Here is a 22421-nt window from a genome sequence, read left to right on the forward strand (position 1 = left end):
GGAAACCAACCGATCGGACACCCTCGGTAGGGGCCGGTCGCCAAGGACCGCGTCGTTCGTTGTGCACAGCTCACAACCACCCGTGGGAAGGCGGTGGCGATGGCGCACCGGTTGCTCCACGAGGTGCTGTCCGCGATGGCGGCCGACGCCGATGTCGTCGAAGAGGTCGTCCTGGCCGCCCGCACGGAGTCGCCGGAAGTGGCCGCACTGCCGGTGCACGAGAACCGGCGGCACGTCGCGATCGTGCTCGCCGCCGGGCTCGCGTCCTTCGAGCGGCCGGGCGGGACCAGCGAGCAGGACTACGCCGCGGCCGCCGTCCTCGGCGCCGACCGCGCGGCACAGGGAGTGCCGCTCGCCGCGCTGCTGCGCGGGGTGCAGGCCGGCCGCAGCCGCGCGGTCGAGATCGCCGTCGAACGCGGCAAGGCGGCCGGGGTCCCGGACGACGTCATGCTGGCGGCACTGGTCGATTTCGACCGGAACACCCGCGCGCTCGAACGGCAGGTGATCGCCGGCTACCACGAAGCCGAACTCGAACTCTCCCGCACGGTCCACGACAGCCGGGTCCGGTTGCTTCGGCGATTGCTGGGTGACGACACGGCGGTGCCGTCGGCCGAGGAGGTCGCGCACGCCGGGCTGAACCCGGACGGCCGCTACCACTGCGTGCACTCCGACATCGGCGATCCGTACCAGGCACGGGTCGTCGAGCGGCGGCTCGGCGGGACGGGCGGGATCTTCGGACTGGTGGACGGACGGCTGACCGGGCTGGCGCCGCGGCTGCCCACGCCCTCGGCGCTCGGGGACGACGTCCTCATGGTGGTCTCCCCCGCCGTCCCGCTCACCGAGGTCCGCGGAATGCACGCCCTGTGCGCGATGGCCCTGCCGACGGCGGCGCGGGAGCGGGCCCGCGGCCTGCACGAGGTGGCCGAGCTGGCCGTGGAGACGGCGCTGGACGCCCAGCCCGGGCTCGCCGCGCTGCTCGGCGAAACGCTGCTGGGCGCGCTGACGCCGGGTGACGCCTTCCACGAGCAGCTCGTCTCGACCGCGCTGGCCTACCTCGACCACGGGCGGCGGCTCGACCAGACCGCCGCGGCACTGCACGTCCACGCGAACACCGTCCGGTACCGGCTCTCCAGGCTCGGCGAGATCACCGGAGCGTCGCTCGACCTGCCGGAAGACGACGGCGGATCACAGGTGCGGCACACCGTCGGCTGGTGGTGGGCGCTGCGCACCTGGCGATCGGGCTGAACCGACCGCGCCCACCGTCCGTGTAACCCGATAAAGGCTCCTACCCCCTGGAAGGAACCCGCCTTGTCGGTTTTCACGCGCCCCGCACTGGTGGGCCTGCCGGGAGACCGGACGACCGCCCGCGAGATCGCGTCCAGCGCGGTGACGACGCTGGCGGGCGTCCTCGTGCTGTTCGCCTTGCTCGCGCCGAACGACCTCGACAGGCTGACGCCGGAGGCGTTCGTGCGGCTGCCGGTGGAAGCGCTGCTCGGCGCGGCGGTCGTGCTCATGCTGCGCGACGGCGCGCGGCGGATCGTCGCGGTGTCCGCCGGCGCCGTCCTCGGGCTGCTCACCGTCGTCAAGGCCATCGACATCGGTTTCGGGCTCGCACTGAACCGGCGGTTCAACCCGGTGTTCGACTGGGGCGTCGTCGGCAACGGCGTCGACCTGCTCGGCACGTCGATCGGCCGGGCGGGCGCGATCGCGTCGGTCATCGGGCTGGTGCTGCTGGCCGGGGTCGTCATCGGGCTGATGGCACTCTCGACGCTGCGACTGAGCCGGATCGTGGCCGGACGCCGCACCCGCTCGACCCGGGTGGTCGCCGTGCTCAGCGTGCTCTGGATGGTCTGCGCGGTGGTCGGCGTGCAGCTCGCGCCGGGGCAGCCGCTCGCGTCCCGCAGTGCCGCCGCCTACGCCTACGACGACCTCCGGCAGGTGCGGGCCGGTATCCGGGACCGGGAGGCCTTCGCGTCGGAGGTCGCCGTCGACGCCTTCCGTGACACGCCGCCGTCCGGGCTGCTGAACGCGTTGCGCGGCAAGGACGTCCTGTTCACCTTCGTCGAGAGCTACGGGCGGGTGGCCATCCAGGACTCCGACATCGCGCCGAAGGTCGACGTGGTGCTCGACGCCGGGACCGCGCGGCTCAAGAACGCCGGGTACGGCTCGCGCAGCGCGTTCCTGACGTCGCCGACGACGAGCGCGGGCAGCTGGCTGGCCCACTCGACGTTCCAGTCCGGCGTCTGGGTCGACAGCCAGCACCGCTACGACGACTTCGTGAAGACAGACCGGTTCACCCTCGCCCGCGCGTTCAAACGCGCGGGCTGGGACACCGTCGGCGTCGTGCCGGCGCACACCGAGGACTGGCCGGAAGGCAAGGTCTACGGCTACGACCGCTACTACGACTCACGCGGCATCGGCTACCGCGGCCCGCCGTTCTCCTACGCCACGATGCCGGACCAGTTCACGCTTTCGGCTTTCCAGCGCGCCGAGCGCGCGAAGCGGGACCGGCCACCGCTGATGGCGGAAATCGACCTCGTCACCAGTCACTGGCCGTGGACCCCACTCCCCCGCATGGTCGACTGGAACGCCGTCGGCGACGGATCGGTCTACAACCCCATGCCCTCGCAAGGGAAAACGCCCGAAGAGGTCTTCAGCGACCCCGCCAAGGTGCGGGACGCGTACGGCGACTCGATCGCTTATTCGCTGAACTCGCTGATCTCGTACGTGGAGACGTATGGAGACGACGACCTGGTGCTCGTGTTCCTCGGCGACCATCAGCCGAACCCGATCGTCGCCGGGGCGGGCGCGGACCGCGACGTGCCGATCACCGTCGTCACCCGGGACAAGGCCGTGCTGGACAAGATCGCCGGCTGGAACTGGCAGGACGGGCTGAACCCGGACCGAAACGCGCCGGTCTGGCGGCTGGACGCGTTCCGGGACCGGTTCCTGAGCACCTTCGCCCGCTGAAACCCGCATTTAGAGGACTAAACGCGGTAAGCCAAACGTGGGTGGGTTGCGTTGGTCGTGAGTGGCGATTCGGGTTCTAACCCGAATCGCCACTCACGACCACCTCGACCGACGACCCACCGCCGCGCTCCCACCGCCGCCTCCACCACGACACGTTCGCCGTACCCCTCACTGAACGCGGGTCGCGTCGCGATACCGGTCGGCCAACGTGCGCAGGTAGTCGACCAATTGCGGGGGTTCGGTGACCCGGAAAGGGACATTGAGCAGTCCCAAGTGGACGGCCAAGGTCTCGATGCTGTCGGCGCCGGTGTGCAGCACGCACGTGTTCGCGTCGATGGCCTCCACCGTCCCGACGGCCGGGTTGATCCGCGCGGTCACCTCGTCGGCGGGCGCGTGGACGGTGACCGCGGCCCGGTACCGCCAAGCCGCGGCCGAGACACCGCGCCGCACCCGGTCCGTGACGTCCTCGGGCAGCTCGCGCGGGGTGAAGCGGGGACCGATCGGGACCCGCGGGGTCAGCCTGTCGACGCGGTAGGTGCGCCAGTCGCCACGGTCGAGATCCCAGGCGACGAGGTACCAGCGGCGTCCCCAGTTCACCAGGCGGTACGGCTCGACCTTCCGGACACTCTCCGAGCCGTCGTGGGCCCGGTAGCCGAAGCGCAACTGCTCGTGGTCGCGGCAGGCGGCTGTCAGCACGGTGAGCGTCTTCGCGTCGACACGCGGGCCGGGATCGTCCCTCGGTACCGGGATCGTGTACGCCTGCAGCGCGTTGACACGGCGCCGGAGTCGCGAGGGCAGCACCTGTTCCAGCTTCGCCAGTGCGCGCAGCGACGTCTCCTCGACACCCGCGATGGTGCCGCCCGCCGCGGTGCGCAGGCCGATCGCGACGGCGACGGCCTCTTCGTCGTCGAGGAGCAACGGTGGCAGATCGGCGCCCGCGCCGAGACGGTAGCCGCCGATGGAGCCGCGCGTCGCGTTCACCGGGTAGCCCAGCGCGCGCAGCCGCTCGACGTCGTTGCGGATCGTCCGCGCGCTCACTTCGAGGCGTTCGGCCAGTTCAGTGCCGGTCCAGTCACGGGGAGTCTGCAAGAGGGAGAGCAAACGGAGCAGTCTTGCCGAAGTTTCCAACATTCTTCGAGACTCCCTCCTCATTAGGAACGCAGTGTTCCTAATGGCACCTTATCTTGGTCTCATGAACGAGAACACCGAGATCAGACCCTTCCGCATCGACATCCCCCAGTCCGAACTGGACGATCTGGCCGACCGCCTCGCCCGGGTCCGCTGGGCGAACGAACTGCCCGCCGATCAGGTGACCGACGGCGTACAGCGAGGACCCGTCACGCCGGGCTGGGAGTACGGCGTGCCGCTCGAGTACGTGCAGCGACTGGTCGCCCGCTGGCGCGACGGCTACGACTGGCGTGAGTGGGAGGCGAAGCTCAACGCGTACCCGCAGTTCACCACCGAGATCGACGGACAGAACATTCACTTCCTCCACGTGCGCTCGCCGGAACCGGACGCGACGCCGCTGATCCTCACCCACGGCTGGCCGAACTCGGTCTTCGAATACCTCGACCTGATCGACCGGCTGACCGACCCGCGCTCGCACGGCGACGACGAGGCGAAGGCCTTCCACGTCGTGATCCCGTCGCTGCCGGGGTTCGGCTTCTCCGGTCCGACCAACGAAAAGGGCTGGAACCGCTACCGCACGGCTCGCGCCTGGGCCGAGCTGATGCGGCGGCTGGGTTACGAACGCTATGGCACGCACGGGAACGACGCCGGTTCGTTCGTCGCCCCCGAGGTCGGCCGCGTCGATCCGGAGCACGTGATCGGCGTGCACGTCACGCAGCTGTTCTCGTTCCCGAGCGGCGACCCGGCCGAGTTCGAGGGCATGACGGAGAAGGAACTGGAGTACATGGAGTTCCTCCAGAACTTTAACGACGACATGTCCGGCTACGCGAAACTCCAGGAAAGCGCGCCGCAGAACCTCGCACACGCGCTGGCCGATTCGCCGACCGGGCAGCTGGCCTGGAGCGCGCAGCTGCTGGCGGGCACGAACGACGACCACGTCCTCACCAACACGACGCTGTACTGGCTGACGAACACGGCGGCTTCAGCGGCGCGGTTCTACTACGAGGACAAGCACACCGACCACCCCACCGAGCCGACGACCGCGCCGACCGGCCTGGCGAGTTTCGCCTACGACTTCCGTCCCCTGCGGCGCTTCGCCGATCGCGACCACGCGAACATCGTGTCGTGGGAGGAATTCGACCGCGGCAGCCACTGGGCGACGCAAGACGCTCCGGACCTGCTGCTGGGGAGCATCCGGGACTTCTTCGGCAAGCTGGCATGACCGCTTGTGAGTGTTTTGGGTCGTTCTAACGACCCAAACACTCACGAGCCCTCGACTCGCGTCGCCCCTTGCCGCACCGGAATTGTTTGCGTGAAGTACGTGATGGCCCCCTTCCTTGCGCCAGGCGCAAGGAAGGGGGCCTTCATGTACTGGGGGAGGTGCCTTCACGCGCCGCCGCTGTGGCTGGTGGTGCTACTGAGGCTCCTGATGGTCTTCCGGGCGGGTGAAGGGAACTTTAAGGGACCCAGAGTCCTTCACGGACCGGCCGCTACCGAACTCGCCCACCGTAGGTACCTAAAACACGGTTGGCTCTAACGACCCAAAACACTCACGAGCCCTCGACTCGCGTCGCCCCTTGCCGCACCGGACCTGCCCTCCGTGACTGCTCCCGCACCCGAGCATCGCCGGCGAGCGTGGGATGTGGCGCCCTAGCGGCTTGATGCCCGCGTCCTGGTCGGCCCGCGACGGCCGTCGCCACGAATCGGCGACGGGCCCACAGCTGTCTCTCTATCCGGGAAGGACGGACTGGACGGCTTCGGGGGTGCGCGCGACGACCGTCGTGCCATCGTCGGCGGTGATGATCGGCCGCTGGATCAGCTTCGGCTGCGTGACCAAGGCCTCGATCCACTTGTCTCGGTCGGCGGGCGTGCGCCCCCAGGTCTTCAGTCCGAGTTCTTTCGTGATCGGCTCGGCGGTGCGGGTGATGTCCCACGGTTCGAGCCCGAGCCGCTTAAGGACGGCCTTCAGTTCCTTCGCCGTCGGTGGTTCCTCCAGGTACTTCCGCACGGTGTACTCGGCACCCGCCTCGTCCAGCATCGACACCGCCGACCGGCATTTGCCGCACGCCGGGTTCACCCAGATCTCCATGTCGGGCCACCTCTGTCCTGAAAGTGCTCAGTCGATGAGCACTTTACTTCCGATGATGGTCCCAGACGTTACGAGAGAGGACCCGGCCATGGACGAGCCCACCTTCACCGCCGCCACCCCCGCCGAGTGGCGTGCCTGGCTGAGCGAGCACGCCGGCACCGAGAAAGCGGTCTGGCTCATCATCCAGCACAAGGACAGCGGTGTCCCCGGCGTGGCCATCCACGAGGCGATGGAGCAGGCCCTGTGCTTCGGCTGGATCGACGGGCTCCACCGCAAGAACGACGCCGGTAGTTCCCGGCTGCGGTTCACCCCGCGCGATCCCCGGAGTTCGTGGAGCCGGGTCAACCGCGAGCGGGCGGCCCGCCTGATCGCGGAGGGCCGGATGACCGCGCGGGGTCAGGCGATGATCGACCTGGCCAAGGAGAAGGGCCGCTGGCAGGTCGTGCCCGACGGCGCCGGCGTCCCCGAAGACCTGCGGATCCGCCTCGACGCCGACGAGGCCGCCCGCACCCACTTCGAGAAGTTCCCGCCGTCGTCGAAAAGGCTGATCCTGGAATGGATCCTGACCGCGAAGAAGCCGGAAACCCGGGAGCGGCGGATCGCGAGGACCGTCGAACTCGCGGCCGTGAATCGCCGCGCCAATCACCCGGTCCGGTGATCAGTTCAGGTCGCGCCGAGCCACGAGGAGGGCGATGTCGTCCTGGGCGGGAGTCGATCCGACGAGCGCGGCCATCACCCGTGCGCACACCACGCCGGGCGGCTCGGCGGTGACCACGTTGGCGAGCCGCCGCAATCCGACGTCGATCAGGTGGTCCCGGCGCTCCACGAGACCGTCGGTGTACAGGGCGAGCACGCTGCCGGGCGGCAGGGCGATGTCCGTTCGACGGCGTTGCACCCCCGTGACCCCGATGGGCGGGTCGACCGGGGCGTCGATGAACACCGACGGGTGGTCACGCGTCGCGAGCACCGGGGGCAGATGCCCCGCCAGCGAGATCGCCACCCTGTCGCGTGAAGCGGGCATCAGCCCGTACACGACGGTGGCCAGCGCACCCGGCTCGAAATGGTGCACCTTCCGGTCCAGTTTGGACAGCACCTCCGCCGGGTCGTCCGATTCGAGGGCGTAGGCGCGCAGCGCGCTGCGTATCCGGCCCATGATCACGGCGGCGTTGAGACCGTGCCCGGCGACATCGCCCATCACGATGCCGAAGCGGTCACCCGGCAGGGGGAACAGGTCGTACCAGTCCCCGCCGACCCCCGGTTCGGTACCCGGCACGTACCGCGCGGCGAACTGCATTCCGGCGACGTCGGGCAGCCGTCCCGGCAACAGGCTCCGCTGAAGCGCCGACGCGGCCGCGCGATCGGCGGTGGAGACATCGATCTGGACCGCCAGCGCGATCCGCGCGGCCACCAGCCGCAGCAGGTCGGCGTCGGCCTCGGTGAACTCACGCGGCGTGATCGAGCCGACGTGCAGGACACCGACCAGCTCGTCACCCGCCAGCATCGGCACGCCGAGCAGGGCGCGGAGGCCGCGTTCCCACAGGAGCGCGTTGACGACGGTGGTCTCGTCGACGTGGTCGAGGATCACCGGACGCCGTTCCGCGGCCACCCGGCCGGCGAAACCGGAACCCACGGTGATCTGGACGTCCTGGTAGACCTCTTCTTCGATCCCCGAGGCGGCGATGGCGCGCAGCAGTTGCGCCTCCGGGTCGAACCGGAGCACCGTGGCCGTGTCGACCCCCATCACTTCGCGCACCCGGCCGAGGATCGTCTCCATCACCTTGCCTGGGCCGAGATGCCCCAATGCGGTGTCGGTGATGGCTTCGAGCACCTGGATGCGCTCGTCGGCCGTCGAAGTCTCGGACATGCGCTGAGCCTAACCAGTCCGGTCACGCGCTGTCGCCCAGGACGCCGCCGATCCGGCGTACCGCGTCACCTGAACCATCCGAAAGCAGGGTCACGGCCGGACCACGGGAGTTAAGATCCGGCGTCGACGTCATGTTCTGGGGGCAGAACCATGGAAGTGGAACCACGCCGCGCGGAGGCGGGCGGCTCCGGCTCCGGTGAGGCCGAGATCACCCGGCTCTGCCGGACGCTGATCCCGCTGGCGGCCGCCGGTGAACACGCCGAGGCGGCGTCGACCTACCGGTGGGTGACCAGGGCCTCGACCGGTGCCCCTCGCCGCTACGGCGACCACGCCCTGCGGCTGGAGTTCTGCGCGCTCACCGGCAACGAGCACACCGGTATCGCACTTCTGTCGCTTTTGGACGGTGTCGGCGATCACGCGGAGGCCGTCGACAGGCTGGAGTTCTTCACCGCGGCCGCCCTGCTCACCCGGCGGCTGACCGAAACCGGGTACGGCGAGATCCGGTTCACCCTCGACGGCCCGTACGACGGGCTGCTCCTGCGCCACTTGCACCAGCGGATGCGGGCGGCGGCGTTCGTCGAAGCCGAGGAACTCGACGAACGCGATCACACCCTGTACTTCACCGAGCACGCCCGGCGCAAGATGGCCGCGGGACCGGTCGCGGAGTTCGTGCCGCTCCTGCCTTCCGCGCTCCCCCGGGTCTCGATCCTGCCGCCGCCGGAGCTGTCGGTGGAGGAACTGGTCGTCCGGGCCGAAATCCACAATCACCGGTGCGAACCGGAGGAGGCACGGGCCTGTCTCGCCGCGATCGACACCGTTCCGGACGGGATCGCCCCTCGGCTGACCGAACTGCGCGCTATCTTCTTCCAGGGCGGCGACACCGAGGAGCGGCTGCGGCGCGCGGCCGCCGGGTTCCGGCGCCAGGGCGACGAAGTCCGGTTCCTGCTCAACCAGTGCTGGCTCGGCCTCTGGCTGGTCTTCGACGATCAGGTCGAGACCGGCGTCGCGCTGACGACGGTGGCCGCGGCGCGGTTGCGCGCCGGGAGCGACGACGGCGCCGCCTGCTGGGGCGAATACTGGCTGGCGCACGTGCTTTCCGGACAGGGCCGCACTACGGAGGCGTACGAAGCCTTGCGGCGCGGGGCGGATCGGGCCCGTGCGGCGGGGGATCCCTTGCTCCTCGGCACTCTTCTGTGCCTGGAGGCGTCGCTGCGAAATGGCGACGGCGAGGATCCGGCGACCACCGTGGAACTGGCGCGGGCGGCGACCGACGCCTTCATCGTCGGGAACGTCGGCGAGAAGGCCGTCGAAGCCGTCGAACAGGTCCGGATCGCCTATGAGCGCACGGGATCGCTCGACGAACTGGACGTCTTCGTGGAGCACATGCTGTCGACGCTGCCCGTGGGCGGCCCGGAGCGGTTGCGCGGGCACCTCCGCCAGCTTCGGGCCATGTCCCTGATCGGCACCGGTCGGTTCGCCGAAGCCGTCGACGACGCCTACGCGTCCCTCGGCGTCGCCGCGTCGAGGGGCAAGGACACGATGGAACACTGGTACGTCCTGGTCACCGCGCTGCACGGCGCCGGCCGTTACGACGAGGTGCTCGACGTCGCGCCCCGCACCATCGACCTGCTCGCCGGGCTGCCGGACTGGGATCAGCGCTGCCGGTGGATGTACGCCGGCGCCTACCGCGCGCTCGGCGAATCCTCGCGGGCGTTCGACGAATACGCCGTCCTCGCCGAAATCCTCCAGGAGGCGGGCGACACCGGGCATTCCTACATCTCGGCGAGTATGGCCGCCGCCGAACAGCTGGACCTGCTCGGCTACGGCGCGAACGCCGCCGACTTCTACGCGCGGGCCGCCGAGGCGGCGCTGGCGATCGGCGGCGGGTACGTGGCCGCCACTTGCCGTAACGCCGCGACGCTTTCCCGGCTGCGGTCGGGCGACCTCGACGCGGCACTGACCGCGCTCGCCGCCGCGGAAACGGCCGTGCACGCCGTGAAGACCGAAACCACGCCCGTCAGGGAGCATCTCGTCGCCCAGCTCGACCACGTCGCCGCGCACGTGCTCAGCGCCGCGGGCCGCGTCCGGGAAGCCGCCCGCCGCGCGCTCCGCGCCGCCGAAACCTTCCACCGGATCGGCGAGGCCGAGTCCGCCCGCGACGTCGACCTGCTGCTCGAACAGATACTTCTCGGTGACGCCTAAGATCCCTGGCATGCCCGAAGGAGCCAGCGGTACCCGGAGCCTGCCGATCGGCTCGATCGTGCTGTGGATCGTGCGCGTCGCGCTCGCCGCCGAGTTCCTCTACAGCGGCTACCTGCTGTTCGCGGGCGGGCACACCGAACAGACCTTCGCAGAAATCGGGCTCGGGCAGTGGCTCCGGTACGTCACTGGCGTCCTGGAGGTCGGCGGCGCCATCGGCCTGCTCATCCCCCGTTTCGGCGGCCCGGCGGCGCTCCTGCTCGCCGGGGTCATGGTGGGCGCGAGCGTCACCGAACTGTTCCTCCTCACCAACGGCGGTCCGGTCCTCCCCCTGATTCTGCTGATCGTCTGCGCGACGCTGGCGTGGTTCCGGCAAGATCAAACCAGGGCACTCCTCGGCATCGAGCCACCTCTCGACGACGACGAGGACCACTGATCCGATAGCCGCTCCGGCTTCCGCCGAACAGCCCCGAGCGTTCGGCCGAATGCTCCGTTCACCGGAACAGTCAACGAAAAACCGCATGTCAGCGCGCCTCGCGACAACTTGTCGAGTGCCGCGAAATCCGCGCGTCAGCGTGATCATGCCCTCACTCAAGGTGAAAGATTGCGGCTCGTTTACAACGAACCGGCCACCTGCTTGACAGTCGGAGTGGTACGTACCACGCTGCCCGCATTGGTCTACACCATTTTGTGGGAGCCCGGCATCGTGGCCGGGCATCGAAAGGACGGCACGAGTGAAGCGCTGGCTCAAGATGACTGCGGGCGCCGCGGCCATCACCCTCGCGACGGCGGGCTGCGCCGGTTCCGGCAGTGGCGACAGCACGAATTCGAGCGCTCCGGCCTCGAACGGCACGCTCACGGTCTGGCTCATGACCGGGACCGCCCCCGAATCTCTGACGAACTCGCTCCACAAGGAATTCGAAGACGCGCACCCCGGCGTCAAGATCAAGTACGAGATCCAGCAGTGGAACGGCATCCAGCAGAAGCTGACCACCTCGCTGGCGAGTGACAACCCGCCGGACGTGATCGAGCTGGGCAACACCCAGACCCCCGCGTTCGCGAACCAGGGCGTGCTCTCCGACCTCTCCGCGAGCGTGAAGGACTTCAACGGCGACCAGTGGCTCCAGGGCCTCAAGGCCTCGGGCGAGTTCGACGGCAAGACCTACGGCGTCCCGCTCTACGCGGCCAACCGCGAGGTCATCTACCGCAAGGACATGTTCGAGCAGGCGGGTGTCACCGCGACGCCGAAGACGCGCACGGAGTGGCTCGACGCGCTCACCAAGCTCAAGGCCAAGTTCGGCAGCGACCCCGAGTTCCAGGCCCTCTACCACCCGGGCCAGAACTGGTACGAGCTGCTGTCCTACATCTGGGACGAGGGCGGCGACATCGCGCAGGCCAACGGGAAGTCCTTCAAGTCCACCCTGGACACCCCGCAGGCCAAGGCCGGCCTCGAGTTCTACAAGCAGCTCACCGAGGCTGCCGGCACCAAGGCGCCGAAGGACGCCGACGAAGCGACGCCGCAGCAGGAAGGTATCTACGGCGCGGGCAAGGTCGCGATGATGATCGCCGTGTCGGGTGGCATCGACACCGCCGCCAAGACCGACCCGTCGATCAAGGAGAAGTCGGGCGCGTTCCCCATCCCCGGCAAGAACGCCGGCCAGTCCGCCCCGGTCTTCCTCGGTGGGTCCAACCTGGTCATCCCGGCCAACAGCAAGAACGCGGCCGCGGCCAAGGACTACGTCAAGCTGATCAGCACCCCGAAGTACCAGACCGAGTTCGCCAAGGCCGGCTACGTCCCCGGTACCTCGACCGACGTCTCCGCCCTCGCCGGCACCGAGTTCGGCAAGGTCATGGCCGAGGCGGCCAAGAACGGCCGTGCCGTGCCGACCAGCCCCAAGTGGGGTGACGTCGAGTCCGGCCAGAACCCGATCAAGGACATGATGACCGCCTACCTGACCGGAACGAAATCGCTCGACCAGGCGGCCGCCGACGCCAACGCAGCGCTCGACAAGCTCATCGGCGGATGACCACGACAAAAGATGTGACGACGCCGGCGGGGTCTTCCCCGCCGGCTTCGCCGCGCATCAAGCCGCCGAAGTCGAATCGGCGTCTCCGTCTCGGCGAACGGACGGCGCCGTATCTGCTGATCCTTCCCGCACTGGTCGCGATCCTGGTCCTGCTGGGCTGGCCGACGATGCAGCTGATCGGGATCAGTTTCCGCAAGCTCGACCTCCGTGAGCTGGTCTCCGGAGAAATGGTCTGGATCGGATTCGAGAACTTCTCCGAAATCCTGTCCGACCCCGAATTCTGGGAAATCACCGTCCGCACGCTGGTGTTCACCGCCGCGGTCGTGCTCACCACCCTGCTGCTCGCGCTGTTCATGGCGCTGCTGATGCGGCATCTCACCCCGGTCGTCCGGGTGATCCTGCAGGTCGCGCTGATCCTCGCGTGGGCGACCCCGGTGCTCGCGACGACCACGGTCTTCCAGTGGATCTTCGATCAGCAGTACGGGATCCTGAACAAGACGCTCGCGAAACTCGGCTTCGACGGGTTCATCGGGTATTCCTGGTTCTCCACCGGGCCGAGCACACTGACCGTCATCGGTCTGCTGGTCGTCTGGCAGGCCGTGCCGTTCGTGGCGTTCACCCTGTACGCCGGGCTTCTCGGCGTCCCGAAGGAGCAGTACGAGGCCGCGGGCATCGACGGCGCGAACGCCTGGCAGGCGTTCTGGGCGGTCAGCTGGCCCGCCATCCGGCCGATCCTCACCATGGTCACGTTCCTGTCGGTCCTGTGGGACTTCAAGCTGTTCGCCCAGGTGTGGGCGATCCGCCAGGGCGGGCCGGACGGCGCCAGCACGACACTGCCGGTCTACATGTACCTCAAGGGCCTCGCGGGCAACCACTTCGGCCTGGCGGCCACCGCCGCCCTGCTGATGATGCTCGTGCTGATCCTGCTCACCGCCCGGTACATCCAGCTGCTGGTGCGCACGAAGGAGGCCGATCTGTCATGAAAAAATCCCTGATCCAGCGGGTCGGCCTCGGCACGTTCGGGCTGATCGTGGCCCTCCTGTTCGTCTTCCCGACGTACTGGATGATCACGTCCTCGCTGAAGACGCCGGGCCAGGTCCTGTCGCCGGACTACGATCTGATCCCGCTCTCGGTGACGTTCGAAAACTTCGTCACGGCGCTGACGAAACCCGGGTTCACCACCTATCTCGCCAACAGCCTGATCGTCACGATCGGCGCGGTGCTGTGCTCGCTCGTCGCGGGCGTACTGGCCGCGGTCACCCTGTCCCGCATGCGATTCCGCGGGCGCAAGGGTTTCCTGATGCTGGTGCTGGTCGCGCAGCTCGCGCCGTTCGAGGCGCTGCTGATCCCGATGTACCTGCTGATGCGGGACGCCGGGCTGCTCAACCAGCTGCCTTCGCTGCTGCTGGTGTACTTCGCGGCGACGCTGCCCTTCACGTGCTGGATGCTCTACGGCTTCGTCAACGGCATCCCTTATGACCTCGAAGAGGCCGCGATGATCGACGGATGCAGCCGGGCGGGCGCGTTCCGCCGGGTGACGCTGCCGCTGCTCGCCCCGGGACTGGTGACCACGTCGGTGTTCAGCTTCATCACCGCGTGGAACGAGTTCCTGTTCGCGTTCGTGTTCATGCGCGACCAGAGCAAGCAGACGCTGCCGGTGTGGCTTTCGTCGTTCCGGACGGCGTTTTCCGTGGACTGGGGCGGCATCATGGCGGCGTCGGTGATCTACGCCGTGCCCGCGCTGGTGTTCTTCATCCTCGTCCAGCGCAAACTCGTGTCCAACCTGACCGCAGGCGCAGTGAAGGGATAAGCGTTGTCTTCACCGGAAAAGTTGGCCGGCTCCGTTCTCGTGTCGGGCTTCGACGGCACGACGGCGCCGGAGTGGCTGCGGCGCAAGGTGGCCGACGGCCTCGGCGGCGCGATCCTGTTCGGCCGCAACGTGGTCGACGACGAGCAGGTGGCCGCGCTGAGTGCGCAACTGCGGGCGGAACGGCCCGACGTGCTCATCGGCATCGACGAAGAGGGCGGTGACGTCACACGGCTCGACGTCGCCACCGGCTCGTTCGTCCCGGGACCACTCGCGCTCGGCGCCGCGGACGACGTCGAGCTGACGGCCTCGGTCGCCGCGGCGCTCGGCGAGCGGCTGGCCGCGTGCGGGGTCACGATCAACTTCGCCCCGTGCGCGGATCTGACCCAGGTGGCGGAGGATCCCTCGATCGGGGTCCGGGCGTTCGGTTCGGATCCGGTGAAGGCGTCGCCGCACGTCGCGGCGTACATCACCGGCATGCAGAAGTACGGCGTCGCCGCGTCGGCCAAGCATTTCCCCGGGCACGGGGCGGCCACCGAGGATTCGCATTACGCCTTGCCGGTGCTTCCCCGGACCGAGGCGGAACTGCACGAGATCGAACTCGTCCCGTTCAAGGCCGCGATCGCGGCGGGTGTGCGCGCGGTGATGACCGGGCATCTCGTCGTGCCCGCGTGGGGTGACCTGCCCGCGACGCTCAACCCGAAGGCGTTGACCGACGTCCTGCGTGGCGACCTCGGCTTCACCGGCGCGGTGGTCACCGACGCGCTCGACATGGGTGCCATCGCCGGTGAGCTGGGCAAGACCGAAGGCGTCGGCCGGGCGGCGGTGCGGGCGCTGATCGCCGGGGCCGACGCGCTCTGCCTGGGCGGTGTGTCGTTCGAAGAGGACGAACTGAACCGGATCGCGGCGGTCATCGCGGCCGCGGTCGAAGCCGGTGAACTGCCGCTGGAGCGGCTGGCGGAGGCGTCGGAGCGGGTCGCCGCACTCGGCGCTCCGCCGGTGTCGACGCCGATTTCGGCGGTGGATCACCGGCTCGGGCTGGAGGCGGCGCGCAAGGCGTTGCGGATCCAGGGTTCACCGAAGCTGGCCGGTCCGCCGCTGGTGATCGACGTCGAGACCGAGCCGATCGTCGCGGCCGGGCCGATGCCGTGGGGACTCGGCGCGCATCTGACCGAGCTCGTTCCCGGCACGCGGGCGCTCAAGGTCACCGCGGACGGGATCGCGACCGCGATCGACGCCGTCCGCGGCGCGCGCGACCTCGTCGTGGTGACCCGCGAGGCGCACCGCCACCCCGAGGTCCGCGAGTTCCTCACCTGGCTTCGGGAAGCAGGCGTGGACTACATCCGCGTCGAGACCGGCGCACCCGGCCCCGGCACCGACGACGGGCCGCGGATCGACACGTTCAGCGGGTCCTACGTCAGCCTCCGCGCCGCCGCGGAGTACCTGGCCTGACCCTTTTTCGCATTTCGTCCTCTGAATGCGGTACTTGCGCGTGCATCTACCGCATTCAGAGGACGAAATGCGTTGGGCGGTAATCCGGTTGCGGAGCCGAAGCCGGGGTGCTGTAGTCGGAAAGACCGATTCCCGGCCTAGGAGATGATCGTCTTGCGAGTGTCCGAGTCCTTCCACCAGGTAATTTCCGCCTACCTCAAGGACAAGACACCTCGTGAAGACCCTCAATCTGGGGATTTTGGCGCATGTTGACGCCGGGAAGACGAGCCTGACCGAACGGCTGTTGCATACGGCCGGGATCATCGGCGAGCTGGGCAGTGTCGATGACGGCAGTACCCAGACCGACACGCTGGCGCTGGAACGCGCCCGCGGGATCACCATCAAGGCGGCCGTGGTGTCGTTCGCCATCGGCGACGTCACCGTCAACCTGATCGACACCCCTGGCCACCCCGATTTCATCGCCGAGGTCGAACGCGCCCTCGGCGTCCTGGACGGCGCCGTCCTGGTGCTGTCGGCGGTCGAAGGCGTCCAGGCGCAGACCCGCGTGCTGATGCGGACCCTGCGACGGCTGGGCATCCCGGCACTGCTTTTCGTGAACAAACTCGATCGTCGCGGCGCCGACCCGGACCGGGTGTTCCGGGATATCGCCGCAAAGCTCACGCCGTCGGTCGTCGCGATGGACCCGGTCGAACCCGATCGGGTGATCAACCTGCTGGCGACCCTCGACGAAGACTTCCTGACCGAGTACCTCACCGATCCGGAGGCGTTCACGCCGTCGCGGCTCCATGCCGAACTCACCGCGAAAGTGGCCGAAGGGCTCGCGTATCCGGTCTACTTCGGATCGGCGATCACCGGCGCGGGTATCGACGCGCTGCGCGACGGTATCGAAAATTTGTTGCCCGCCAAGAAAAGTACCGCCGATGGCCCGCTTTCCGGCACGGTGTTCAAGGTCGAACGCGGTCCCGGCGGCGAGAAGGTCGCCTACGTGCGACTGTTCTCCGGCAGTCTCGCCGTCCGTGACAAGGTCCCGTTGGGTGACGGCGAAGGCAAGGTCACCGCGATCAGCGTCTTCGACAACGGCTCCGTCGTGCCGACGGGATCGGTCGAGGCGGGCCGGATCGCGAAACTCTCGGGGCTCGACGTCCGGATCGGGGACGTGCTCGGGACCAGGCCGGCACACGGACGGGAGGCGCTGTTTTCGCCGCCGACGCTGGAAACCGTCGTCTCACCGGTGTGCCCGGCCGATCGCGGGCCGCTGCACCAGGCGCTGACCCAGCTGACCGAACAGGATCCGCTGATCGGCCTGCGGCAGGACGAAATCCGTCAGGAGACCTCCGTTTCGCTCTACGGCGAGGTGCAGAAGGAGGTCATCCAGGCGACCCTCGCGGACGAGTACGGCATCGACGTCACGTTCAGCGAGACGACCACGATCTGCGTGGAGCGCGTCTCCGGTGTCGGGTCGGCCGTCGAACTCATCGACAAGGCGCCGAATCCCTTCCTGGCCACGGTCGGGCTGCGCGTCGAGCCAGGACCGCCGGGGAGCGGGGTTTCGTTCCGGCTGGAGGTCGAACTCGGCTCGATGCCGTACTCCTTCATCAAAGCCGTCGAGGACACGGTGAAGGAGACCCTGCGCGAGGGCGTCCACGGCTGGGAGGTGCTCGACTGCGTGGTCACGATGACGCATTCCGGCTATCACGCCAGGCAAAGCCACGCGCACGGCACCTTCGACAAGAGCATGTCCAGCACCGCGGGCGACTTCCGCGACCTGACGCCGCTGGTGTTGATGGCGGCGTTGCGCGAAGCCGGGACGACCGTGCACGAACCGATGCACCGGTTCGTCCTGCAGACCCCGGCCGACACGCTCGGCCCGGTCAGCGCGTTGCTGGCGCGAGCACGCGCCGTCCCGCGCACGACGCTCACCCGCGGGGAGACAGCCGAGCTGGACGGCGAGATCCCGGCGGCGAAAACCCATGAGGTGTACCAGCTTCTGCCCTCGGCGACCCGTGGGGAAGGCACGATGGAGACCGCCTTCCACGGCTACCGGCCCGTCCGGGGAGCGGCGCCGTCGCGGTCGAGGACCGACCACAACCCGTTGGACCGCAAGGAATACCTGCTTCGCGTGCTGCGACGCGTCTGAGGACCGGAGAACGACATGGTGCCACGGCTCGGAGTCCGGATCCCGCGCCGCCCGGTTGGAACACCAGTCGGCAGCTAGATGTCCGGTTTCGTAGGGGGTCGTGAGTGGCGATTCGGGTTAGAACCCGAATCGCCACTCACGACCAACTTGACCCACCCCACACCGGCAGCCTCAACGTGTTTAGTCCTCTAATGGCGTCTTGGGGCGGGCTTCGAGGGCCTTGACGACGGCGACCATGTCCGCGTCACCGAGGCCGAGCCGCGCGGTCTCGGCGTAGAGGGCACGGGACGCTTCGAGCAACGGCAAGACGAGTCCCGCCCTCCCGGCCGCCGCCGCGATCAGCTCGACGTTGGCCAGGACGTTCGCGATCGACGCCTGTGGCGCGAAATCCTCCTCGGCCAGTTTTGGCGCCTTGACCCGCAGGATCGGACTGGCCAGCTGTCCCGCGCCGAGGACACCGGCCAGCAGGCCGAGATCGAGGCCGTGCGCACGGGCGAAGTGAACGGTCTCGGCCAGGCTGGTCACGACCGCGGTCAGGTGCACGTTGACCGCCAGCTTCATCAGGAGCGCGTTCGGTACCGGCCCGCAGTGCACGGTCTCCCGGCACAGCGGCCCGAACAGCTCCCGGACCTCCTCGATCGCGCCGGGGTCACCCGCGAGCATGGCGACCAGTTCGCCCGCCTCGGCGGGGACCCGGGAGCCGGAAACCGGTGCCTCCACATACCGTGCCCCGACCGCGAGAAGGTCCGCTTCGAGCGCACGGGAATGATCCGGCGCCGTCGTTCCCATGTGGACGATCGTGCGGCCTCCCACCCGCTCGGCGAACGCGGGCCCTCCGCGGTCGAGCACGGCGTCGACGGCGGCCGCGTCCTTCAGCATCAGGATCACGACATCGCACCGCGCGAAGAGTTCGGCCGCGTCTTCGGCGGCCTCGGCGACCTGGTCGGCTTTACCCGGGGTGCGATTCCAGACGAGCAACGGGACTCCGGCCCGCGCCAGGTTCCGTGCCATCGGCCCGCCCATGCTGCCCAGTCCGGCGAAGCCGACTCGTGAGATACCCATGGATCCACTGTGCGGCACGGCCGGGAGCCGCTGCGCCCGATGCGACGTTCCTGCCGGAAATCGCGAGGAATGCCCCTACGGCCGCCTGAAAGCAGGCCCGGACTCGTGAGTGGTAATGAGGGTTCTAACCGTCATTACCACTCACGAGGCGATCAGAACGGGTGCTCCATCCACACGTTCGCCTCGACGTAGACCCCGCAGTCGCGCTCGAGGTTCGCGTGCACCGGAGCGATCCCGCCGGGGATCACGTTGTCGCCGTCGGCGAGTTCGACGCCCGCCCATTTCCGCCAGTCCGCGACGGAGCCGGAGACGGTCACGGCGAACGGGCACACCTTGATCATCCGCGCGCCGAGCCGTTCGTGGGTGCGCAGCCAGCGGTCGGCGAACAGCCCGTCCTCGCGCCGCCGGACGGCGTATTCGTTCATCGGGACGTCGGGCTCGTCCTCCTTGCCGATCGGCCGAACCGACACGATCAGCCGCTTCAAACCGGTCTCCGCCGCACGCGCCTTGAGCGCCTTCAGCATCGGTGTGGACAGCCCGGTCCCGCGCAGCCGCGGTGCGACGACGACTTCGAGTGCGCACAGCGTGTCCGGTGCGCGGCCGTCCAAGAGGTCTTGCGCGGCCCACTGGATCGCCTCGTCCCAGCCGTGATCCGGCAGTTCGGCGCGGTCTTCGGCGGGATAGGTCAGCGGGACCGACAACGCCCGCGCGATCGGTTCGCCATCGTCGTCCAGCGCGATCAGGAAGTACCGGGACCAGTGCCGGAGCAGGCGTTCCGGCGTGATCATCTTGCCGCTGAACCCGGCGTAGATGAAGTCACCGCCGACATCACCGAGATCCAGCGCGGGATCGAGGAGATCGGGGCGGGACGCAAGATCGACGATTCGCATGCCGCCAAGTCAACCGAGCCGGTGATCGGCCCGATAGCTGCTTCCGGGCGATCAAGCCAGCTGACGCGGGGTGGCCTGCAGCCGGGAAAGGACGTCGGTGAGCCTTCCCGCGGCCACGTCCCATTCTTCGAGCACGCTGCTGCGCGCGAGCGCCGACGTCCGCAGGGAATGCCGGAGTTCGGCGTCGATCGACCAGCGCAGCAACGCCGTCGCGAGGGCCGATGGATTGTTCGGCGGCACCAGCAGGCCGGGCACCCCGCCGCCGGGCGCCATGCCGAGCGCGTCGTGCGCGCCGGCGGTTTCGGTGGTCACCACGGGGATCCCGCGCGCCAAGGCCTCGGCGACGACCATCCCGGACGGGCCTCCTCGCGACGGCAGGACGAGCAGGTCCGCGCCGTCGTAGACGAGGTCGAGGTCTTCCGGCGGCTGGATGAGGCTGATCCGGGATCCGAGCCCGAGCCGTTCGACCGTCCAGCGCAGTTCGTCGACGTAGGCGAGGTCGTGCTGCATCGCTCCGGCGAACACGCATTTGAACGCCAGTTCGTCGACCGTCGAAAGCGCCTGGATGAGCACGTCCTGGCCGTGACGCGCGGTCATCGGCGCGAGACACAGCAGCCGGGAGACACCGTCGGCGCCGGTCGCGAGCGGTGCCGCGTCCGTGCCCGGTGTCGCGACGTACACGCGGGTGGGGTCGAGGTCGTGGTGGTCGATCAGCTGCCGCGCGAGCCACGGCCCGGTGGCGATGACCATGCCCGCGAGCCGCAGGGTCTCCCGTTCGCACGCGTCGAGTTCGGCGGCCCGCGCCGGGTCGAGCGCGGGATCGGCGGCGAGCGGCCGGTGCACCAGGACGGCCAGCCGCAGCCGCCGGGCGTGCGGGATCACGATCTCCGGGACCCCGCAGGCGACCGTGCCGTCGATCAGGACGACGGTGTCGTCGGGCAGCGCGGTGAGCGAACGGGCCAGCCGCGACCGGGACAGCGGCCCCGGCATCGGCCAGTCACCGGCGATCGGCAGTTCCAGCAGCGGAAGACCGGTGGCCGGGAGGTTCTGGCACATGCGGCGGTCGTACTCGCTGTCGCTTTCCTCGGCGTCCCCCGGCAGGACGAACACCACCGGCTCGGTGCCGCGAACATTCGAGGTGTACACGGGGAACCTCCAGGTGCGGACGGCGAACCGGCGGACGGCCTTACCAGGGGACACGGTTCCGGCGCCGGAACGGTTCACACCTGGAGCGAGGAATATTTCAGCCGTGCCCGCGGGCGATCGCGGCCACGAGGTCGTCGCGCAGCCCGGCACCGACGGCGATGGTGGCCGCCGAGCGCACCGTGTGGTCGCCGCCGTCGGTGTCGACGACCACTCCCCCGGCCTCACGGACCAGCAGCACACCGGCCATCGTGTCCCACGGTTGGTTCGCGAGGATGACACTCGCGTCGAGTTTGCCGTGCGCGACCCAGGCCAGGTCGATCGCGGCGGAGCCGAGGAACCGGACACGCTGGACCCGGCCGCCGAGTTCGCCCAGCAACGCCATCCGGACGCGATTCTTGACCTCCGCGCCCTCACCGACCGCGAAGTCGCCGATGGAGACGATCGCGTCGGACAGCTTCGTCGCTTTAGACGCTTCGAGACGCTCTTCGCCCACGTACGCGCCTTGACCCTCGGCGGCGGTGTAAGTGACGTCGAGGAACGGCAGGGAGATCGCCGCGACCGTGCTCTTCAGCCCGTCGACGAGGCCCAGCGAAACGCCGCACAACGGGATGCCGCGCGCGAAGTTGGCCGTGCCGTCGACCGGATCGAGCGCCCACCACAGGTCTTTGTTTCCCTCGTGGCCACGTTCTTCCCCGAGGATGCCGATTTCCGGGGTCTCGCGCGCCAGGAATTCGCGCACGGCGTCCTCGACGGCCAGGTCGACATCGGTCACCATGTCGCGATCACCCTTGGCGGCAACGGTAAACGTCGTCATCGAGCGGATGATCCCGGTCGCCTTGGCGACGGCCTCGCTGGCGACGGACAACAATGCGGCGTGGTCGGTCATCTGGGTACCGTAGCCCGGATGAACCTGTTCCCGACGGCCACGACGGCCGACGAACGCGCCCGGGGTGCCGACGTCGCGGTGCTGCCGATCGGCAGTTTCGAACAGCACGGCGCGTACCTCCCGCTCGCCACCGACGCGGTGATCGCGACGACGATCGCCGACGCCCTCGCCGCCGCGTACCCCGTGCTGCGGCTCCCGCCGATCACGATCGGCTGCTCGCACGAGCACGCGGACTGGCCGGGGACCGTGAGCATTTCGGCCGCGACGCTGTATGCCGTGGTGAACGACGTCGCCGCTTCGCTGCGCCGGTCCGGCGTCGGAAAGCTGGCGCTGGTGAACGCGCACGGCGGCAACTACGTCCTGTCCAATGTGGTCCAGGAGTCGACGTCGCCGATGGCGCTCTTCCCCGGCGTCGAAGGCTGGCAGGCGGCGCACGACGCGGCCGGGCTGGAGACGTCGCTCGACAGCGACATGCACGCCGGGGAGCTGGAAACTTCCCTTCTGCTGCACGCCCATCCTTCGCTGGTCCGGCCCGGTTACGCGGAGGCGGATCACCTCGCCGACGACAGGCGGCATCTGCTGACAGTGGGGCTTCGGCCGTACTCGGAGTCCGGTGTGGTGGGACGGCCTTCGCTGGCGACGGCGGCGAAGGGGCGGCTGGTGCTGGAGTCCCTCGTGGAGAGCTTCGCGGACACCCTGGCCGCGCTGGGGTCTCCCTCCCGCGTGCAATGAAGGACGCTTTCATTGCACGGGCTGGGCGGGCA

The 22421-nt window shown here is 69.0% G+C and carries 19 protein-coding genes; 12 read left to right on the plus strand and 7 right to left on the minus strand.

The features are described from left to right. The first annotated feature begins 99 nt into the window (after positions 1-99). Positions 100-1245 carry a PucR family transcriptional regulator gene (locus tag ACZ54P_RS07825; RefSeq protein ID WP_465460725.1) on the plus strand — a complete coding sequence of 382 codons (1146 nt, stop codon included), beginning with the start codon at positions 100-102 and terminating at the stop codon, positions 1243-1245. A gap of 63 nt (positions 1246-1308) precedes the next feature. After that, positions 1309-2970 (plus strand): sulfatase-like hydrolase/transferase, encoded by a 1662-nt coding sequence (locus ACZ54P_RS07830; RefSeq protein WP_465460726.1) that lies wholly within the window; start codon positions 1309-1311, stop codon positions 2968-2970. Positions 2971-3138: 168 nt separating this feature from the next. On the opposite strand, the gene ACZ54P_RS07835 is transcribed toward ACZ54P_RS07830, so the two are convergent. Continuing rightward, complete coding sequence (locus ACZ54P_RS07835) at positions 3139-4101, minus strand: helix-turn-helix transcriptional regulator (RefSeq protein WP_465460727.1); 963 nt, start codon at positions 4099-4101, stop codon at positions 3139-3141. Positions 4102-4162: 61 nt separating this feature from the next. On the opposite strand from ACZ54P_RS07835, the gene ACZ54P_RS07840 reads away from it, so the two are divergent. Beyond that, positions 4163-5320: an epoxide hydrolase family protein gene (locus ACZ54P_RS07840; protein ID WP_465460728.1), complete on the plus strand. Its 1158-nt coding sequence runs from the start codon at positions 4163-4165 to the stop codon at positions 5318-5320. A gap of 507 nt (positions 5321-5827) precedes the next feature. Here ACZ54P_RS07840 and ACZ54P_RS07845 read toward each other — a convergent pair. After that, positions 5828-6187 (minus strand): arsenate reductase family protein, encoded by a 360-nt coding sequence (locus tag ACZ54P_RS07845; RefSeq protein ID WP_465460729.1) that lies wholly within the window; start codon positions 6185-6187, stop codon positions 5828-5830. An 88-nt stretch (positions 6188-6275) separates the two neighbouring features. Here ACZ54P_RS07845 and ACZ54P_RS07850 point away from each other — a divergent pair, with 88 nt between their 5' ends. Further along, positions 6276-6845 (plus strand): YdeI/OmpD-associated family protein, encoded by a 570-nt coding sequence (locus tag ACZ54P_RS07850; protein ID WP_465460730.1) that lies wholly within the window; start codon positions 6276-6278, stop codon positions 6843-6845. Here the strand turns inward: ACZ54P_RS07850 and ACZ54P_RS07855 are convergent, their stop codons facing one another. Then, positions 6846-8051, minus strand: coding sequence for a PP2C family protein-serine/threonine phosphatase (locus ACZ54P_RS07855; protein WP_465460731.1), 1206 nt, complete (start codon positions 8049-8051; stop codon positions 6846-6848). It lies immediately after the preceding gene. Positions 8052-8201: 150 nt separating this feature from the next. Between ACZ54P_RS07855 and ACZ54P_RS07860 the strand changes: the two genes are divergently transcribed. The 7 genes from ACZ54P_RS07860 to ACZ54P_RS07890 all read left to right on the plus strand — a co-directional run bounded on the left by ACZ54P_RS07860 (position 8202) and on the right by ACZ54P_RS07890 (position 17673). Beyond that, entirely contained in the window at positions 8202-10253 is a 2052-nt protein-coding gene (locus ACZ54P_RS07860; protein WP_465460732.1) for a hypothetical protein, read from the plus strand. 10 nt (positions 10254-10263) lie between these two features. Further along, a complete protein-coding gene (locus tag ACZ54P_RS07865) occupies positions 10264-10686 on the plus strand; it encodes a DoxX family protein (protein ID WP_465460733.1) in 423 nt (140 codons plus the stop codon). A gap of 298 nt (positions 10687-10984) precedes the next feature. Beyond that, positions 10985-12277 (plus strand): extracellular solute-binding protein, encoded by a 1293-nt coding sequence (locus ACZ54P_RS07870; RefSeq protein WP_465460734.1) that lies wholly within the window; start codon positions 10985-10987, stop codon positions 12275-12277. Beyond that, positions 12274-13260, plus strand: coding sequence for a carbohydrate ABC transporter permease (locus tag ACZ54P_RS07875; protein ID WP_465460735.1), 987 nt, complete (start codon positions 12274-12276; stop codon positions 13258-13260). The genes ACZ54P_RS07870 and ACZ54P_RS07875 overlap by 4 nt, the downstream gene beginning before the upstream one ends. Next, positions 13257-14087 (plus strand): carbohydrate ABC transporter permease, encoded by an 831-nt coding sequence (locus tag ACZ54P_RS07880; protein ID WP_465460736.1) that lies wholly within the window; start codon positions 13257-13259, stop codon positions 14085-14087. The genes ACZ54P_RS07875 and ACZ54P_RS07880 overlap by 4 nt, the downstream gene beginning before the upstream one ends. 3 nt (positions 14088-14090) lie before the next feature. Next, entirely contained in the window at positions 14091-15536 is a 1446-nt protein-coding gene (locus tag ACZ54P_RS07885) for a glycoside hydrolase family 3 protein (protein WP_465460737.1), read from the plus strand. A gap of 214 nt (positions 15537-15750) precedes the next feature. Then, positions 15751-17673, plus strand: coding sequence for a GTP-binding protein (locus tag ACZ54P_RS07890; RefSeq protein ID WP_465460738.1), 1923 nt, complete (start codon positions 15751-15753; stop codon positions 17671-17673). Positions 17674-17853: 180 nt separating this feature from the next. Here the strand turns inward: ACZ54P_RS07890 and ACZ54P_RS07895 are convergent, their stop codons facing one another. The 4 genes from ACZ54P_RS07895 to ACZ54P_RS07910 all read right to left on the minus strand — a co-directional run bounded on the left by ACZ54P_RS07895 (position 17854) and on the right by ACZ54P_RS07910 (position 21657). Next, the gene (locus ACZ54P_RS07895) at positions 17854-18735 is read right to left on the minus strand and encodes an NAD(P)-dependent oxidoreductase (protein ID WP_465460739.1); all 882 of its coding nucleotides are present in this window, start codon (positions 18733-18735) and stop codon (positions 17854-17856) included. Positions 18736-18887: 152 nt separating this feature from the next. Continuing rightward, positions 18888-19625 carry a GNAT family N-acetyltransferase gene (locus ACZ54P_RS07900; protein WP_465460740.1) on the minus strand — a complete coding sequence of 246 codons (738 nt, stop codon included), beginning with the start codon at positions 19623-19625 and terminating at the stop codon, positions 18888-18890. Between the two features lie 51 nt (positions 19626-19676). Continuing rightward, the gene (locus ACZ54P_RS07905) at positions 19677-20771 is read right to left on the minus strand and encodes a glycosyltransferase family 4 protein (protein ID WP_465460741.1); all 1095 of its coding nucleotides are present in this window, start codon (positions 20769-20771) and stop codon (positions 19677-19679) included. A 97-nt stretch (positions 20772-20868) separates the two neighbouring features. Then, positions 20869-21657 carry an inositol monophosphatase family protein gene (locus ACZ54P_RS07910; protein ID WP_465460742.1) on the minus strand — a complete coding sequence of 263 codons (789 nt, stop codon included), beginning with the start codon at positions 21655-21657 and terminating at the stop codon, positions 20869-20871. Between the two features lie 18 nt (positions 21658-21675). Between ACZ54P_RS07910 and ACZ54P_RS07915 the strand changes: the two genes are divergently transcribed. Further along, the gene (locus ACZ54P_RS07915; RefSeq protein WP_465460743.1) at positions 21676-22389 is read left to right on the plus strand and encodes a creatininase family protein; all 714 of its coding nucleotides are present in this window, start codon (positions 21676-21678) and stop codon (positions 22387-22389) included. Positions 22390-22421 lie beyond the last annotated feature (32 nt).

It is taken from the genome of Amycolatopsis sp. NPDC034160 (assembly GCF_055575355.1).